At 34.3% G+C, this 4,198-nt stretch carries 6 protein-coding genes; all 6 read left to right on the top strand.

Annotation, left to right across the window (positions count from 1 at the left end):
* Nucleotides 1–77 precede the first annotated feature (77 nt).
* The 6 genes from ADJ83_RS09365 to ADJ83_RS09340 all read left to right on the top strand — a co-directional run bounded on the left by ADJ83_RS09365 (nt 78) and on the right by ADJ83_RS09340 (nt 3,917).
* A complete protein-coding gene (locus tag ADJ83_RS09365; RefSeq protein WP_048717680.1) occupies nt 78–1,094 on the top strand; it encodes an IS1595 family transposase in 1,017 nt (338 codons plus the stop codon).
* A 375-nt stretch (nt 1,095–1,469) separates the two neighbouring features.
* A complete protein-coding gene (locus tag ADJ83_RS25535) occupies nt 1,470–1,640 on the top strand; it encodes a hypothetical protein (RefSeq protein ID WP_160314251.1) in 171 nt (56 codons plus the stop codon).
* A gap of 125 nt (nt 1,641–1,765) precedes the next feature.
* Nucleotides 1,766–1,963, top strand: coding sequence for a helix-turn-helix transcriptional regulator (locus ADJ83_RS09350; RefSeq protein WP_048717678.1), 198 nt, complete (start codon nt 1,766–1,768; stop codon nt 1,961–1,963).
* Entirely contained in the window at nt 1,963–2,106 is a 144-nt protein-coding gene (locus tag ADJ83_RS25530; RefSeq protein WP_155986742.1) for a hypothetical protein, read from the top strand. Before ADJ83_RS09350 ends, ADJ83_RS25530 begins: the two co-directional genes overlap by 1 nt.
* Nucleotides 2,107–2,481: 375 nt before the next feature.
* A complete protein-coding gene (locus ADJ83_RS09345) occupies nt 2,482–3,330 on the top strand; it encodes a sialate O-acetylesterase (RefSeq protein ID WP_031537200.1) in 849 nt (282 codons plus the stop codon).
* A 62-nt stretch (nt 3,331–3,392) separates the two neighbouring features.
* Complete coding sequence (locus ADJ83_RS09340) at nt 3,393–3,917, top strand: PadR family transcriptional regulator (protein WP_048717677.1); 525 nt, start codon at nt 3,393–3,395, stop codon at nt 3,915–3,917.
* Nucleotides 3,918–4,198 lie beyond the last annotated feature (281 nt).

Genomic DNA, 4,198 nt, shown 5'->3' with positions numbered 1-4,198 from the left:
GGCTGTTTTCGTATAAATTGTGGCTATGAAAAAAATAATGTATAATGGTGTCAAAAATTGCGGAAAGGGTGTTCCTGATGGCGATGGTTTGGCACGATGTTTATAAAGATTTTCATTCTTTATCCAAGAGCGAACAATTGGAATTGTTCAAAGCTCTACAACAAGACCTGTTTCCAGAGCCTAAAACCGATATTTCCAAGATGGTTGGCGAGGTTCGTGAAACTCGTTTTTCTAACGGTTTAGCTTGTGTTTATTGCGGTAGTATGTCTGTTAAACGTAATGGCAAATACCGTTCACGCCAACGCTATCTTTGTAAGGATTGTGGAAAATCGTTTAACGATATGACAGGTAGCCCGTTATCAGGAACTAAGTACCCTCACAAATGGCTTGATTATTACAAAATGATGATTGAAGGATTAAGTCTGCCTAAAATAGCAAAGGCACTTAAAATTCACGTTTCAACGGCATTTTATTGGAGACATAAAATCCTGAATGCGGTTCGTTCACTTGGTCATCAAACTCTACAAGGCATTGTAGAAAGTGATGAAACATTCTTCTTGGAAAGTGACAAGGGAAAAAAGATGATTACACACAGAAAGGCTCGCAAACGTGGTGGAGTTGCTAAAAAGCGAGGTATATCGAAGGAGCAAATCTGTGTCGTAGTGGCTCACGATAGAAACGGTCAAATATTCTCTCAAAAGGCAGGGAAAGGGCGTATTACTGCTATCGAAATAGACGAGGTGTTGGGCAAGTACATCGATACCTCTGCTTTGTTATGCACAGATACCGCTACAAACTATAAAAAGTTTGCTCAAATGAAAAGTCTGCAACACGAAGCCATCAACGTAAGTAAAAAGCAGTACAAGAAGAAAGGTATTTACCATATCCAACACGTCAATGGTTATCACAAGCGATTGAAGAAGTGGATGGATAGATTTCAAGGAGTAGCAACTAAATATCTTGATAACTACCTATTTTGGCATTGTTATATGGAACTAAACAAGCAATTACCTTCCAAAAAAGTTGTTAAGCAAATGCTTCTAAGTTCTTGTCAACGAGTAAATTTCACAACTGTTGCTAAACTAAGAGCGTAAAAAAACTTGGTTTAAATCAACCAAGTTTTTGTCGGTACTTGTATAGATAAATTTTTTCGGACATAAAACTTATCACCAAACCGATTATTAAGGGAACTAACGACCCTGTTGTAACAAAGAACCCACTTGCATTATTTGTGTACTCGTATTGAAACATTAACCAAGGAATAGTAAACACATAACCAAGCAAGTAAAGTAAGGCTGTTGCCAGTGCAAACGACCCAAAAGTAACTATGAACCCCTTTAATTTCATTTAAAAAACACCTCCTAATTAGATATTAACAAATTTTTCTTGTTGTTAGTATAATATACATTTTTTTAATTTATAAGCAACAATCTTTTAGAAAAGAGCCTAAAATTAAGAGAGAAGTTACAATGCCTACGGGTTGTTCATATTATCAAGTTCAATTGGGATTTGTAACAGAGGGTTCCCGTTCAAGGTGGTTAACAAATAAGGAAATTTCAGATGGAATCATTGAAGCGATTAAGAAAAAGAAGAAGATACTAACCATTGGCCAAATTGAACCTTGGGATAAGCACCCGTAAGTCATCAAAACGGAGATTCATTAGGCTTTTGAAGAATTGTACTTAAAGTAAAGGGTGGTTAATCCAATAAGAAGAGTTAACCACCTTATTTTAGAAATTATTGTATTAACATGGCAGGTGAGTTTATGAAAAATAATGTGAAAATAATAAGGATGAAATTGTCAATTACTCAAGAACAGTTAGCTAAAGGAGTAGGAGTCGCTCGACAGACAATCGGATTGATCGAAAATGGAAAACATAGTCCCAGTCTTCAACTTTGTATAGCAATAGCAAATGAACTTAATAAAACACTGGATGATCTCTTTTGGGAGGTGGAGTTGTAATGAAATCTTGGATATCGTTTTTATTGCCAGATGATGAGTATCGGGAGGAAAAGATTTTATATTATTTATCAGAAGGATCATTATCCCATTTTCAAATCTCCTTAGAATTCCCATTATTCTTGACTATCTGGCTTTTAGTTTAGTACCCTCTCTACTTGTTAATTTTTTTGGAGCAGTGCTTGCAGATCGTTTTAATAAAAAGAATATTATTCTATGATGGAACCTATTTTAGGGAGAAAGAGGGGGGAGGGAACTTATCAAATAAATTATGCATTATTCGCAACACCGTCGTGGTTAGTCCTCTCAAACATTTGACAAACAGTCTAATTAGACTATAATATTCTAAGAGTGATTAGTCTAATTAGACTAAATGTGAAATGGATAGACCTTGCTTTCGAGGATAATCTACTAAGATATTGTTTCAAACAACCCAACTATTAAAAAATTGATCAGTAGCTATATTCAAAAAGTATCGAAGGCAATAATTAAAATATGTTCTAAAAGAAAGGATGAAAAAAATGATTAAATCGTTTTTAATGATAGGACAGTCGAATATGGCGGGACGAGGATTTATCCATGAAGTTCCTCCGATTTATAATGAGAGAATACAAATGTTGCGTAATGGAAGATGGCAAATGATGACGGAGCCTGTCAATTATGACCGTCCTGTTTCAGGAATTAGTCTAGTTGGTTCCTTTGCAGAAGCATGGAGTCGCGAAAATCAAGATGATAAGATTGGCCTTATTCCCTGTGCAGAAGGTGGAAGCACGCTAGATGAATGGGCAGTTGATCAACCGCTTTTTCGACATGCAATTACCGAAGCCAAATTTGCTATGGAGAATAGTGAGTTAACAGGAATTCTATGGCATCAAGGAGAAAGCGATAGTATGAATGGGAATTACAAAGTCTATTATAATAAATTATTTTCCATTGTTGAGGCTCTTAGAGTGGAGTTAAATGCTCCAGATATTCCTTTTATTATTGGTGGTTTGGGAGATTTTCTAGGAAAAGAGGGATTTGGGAAATATTCTGCTGAATATAATTTTATTAATCAAGAGCTGCAAAAATTTGCTTTTGAACAAGACAATTGCTATTTTGTCACTGCAGAAGGCTTAACTTCTAATCCAGATGGTATTCATATTGATGCAATTTCTCAAAGAAAATTTGGTTTGCGGTATTTTGAAGCCTTTTCTAAAAAACAACATGTATTGGAACCGTTAAATAATGAAAATGAGTTGATAAACCTTATTCATACTAGAGTAAATACCAAATCAGAAAAGATATATAGGAAGACGCTAGAATTAGCGGTAGGGAAAATTTCATATGACGAATTTGAATCTCAGCTCATACAAATAAACAAGAAGTAAACGATAAAAAAATGCAATAACTATTCCAATACTTTTAAGGAAGAATAAAAGAAGGTGTTTTTTTGATACCATTACTCATTTTAGGCTTATTAAAACAAAAACCAGGTTCTTACGGATACGAATTGTTGGCACTAATGGAAGAGAGACATTATCAATATATAGTGAATTTTACTAAGGGATCCTTCTATTATAATCTTCAACAATTAGAAGAAAAGCAATATATTCAACAAGTGGACCAATTAGATAATACTAGAGAAAAGCGTAATTATATTATCACAGAACTAGGTGATAAAGAATTCGAAAAATTGATGTTTAAGTATGGTTCTAAGACAGATTATATAAATTTATCTTTTTATGCAGCAATGTTATTTGCAGATGAATATACAAAAGAGGAACTAACAAAACTAATAAATATACAAATCGAACAAACGCAAAAGAAAATTTTTTTATTAGAACAAACGCTTCAGCATAATGAAACGATTCCTACTTATTTCAAAAAGATGTTGGAAAATTCACGTTCACATCATTTAGTAAATGTTCAATGGTTTGAAGGATTGCTAAAAGATATAAGTAATGAAAAAAGATAAGAGGCATTGAAATAAAAGTTTGGTTGTGCGAAAGATGGAGATCCTTTCATAGTATACAAGCAAATTCTGTTACATGGTTTGCGACAAAGATAATGAGGCTGGGAAATAAGCATTTCAACTAACAATAAAAACTAACGATTATGTAATTGATTCACGTGAATATTCGTATTTGTTATTTGGATAAAGGTTTAAAAACAAAGTGGAATGGAGTGGAGGACGTTCGACTCCTGCGGGAAGTAGAGGAAAGGCTGAGACCCCGCAGCGCAGCGAGGAGGCTTAGC

The organism is Bacillus sp. 522_BSPC, assembly GCF_001076885.1.
Taxonomy (GTDB): Bacteria; Bacillota; Bacilli; order Bacillales; family Cytobacillaceae; genus Niallia; species Niallia hominis.
This window is presented reverse-complemented; position numbering and strand designations above follow the sequence as displayed.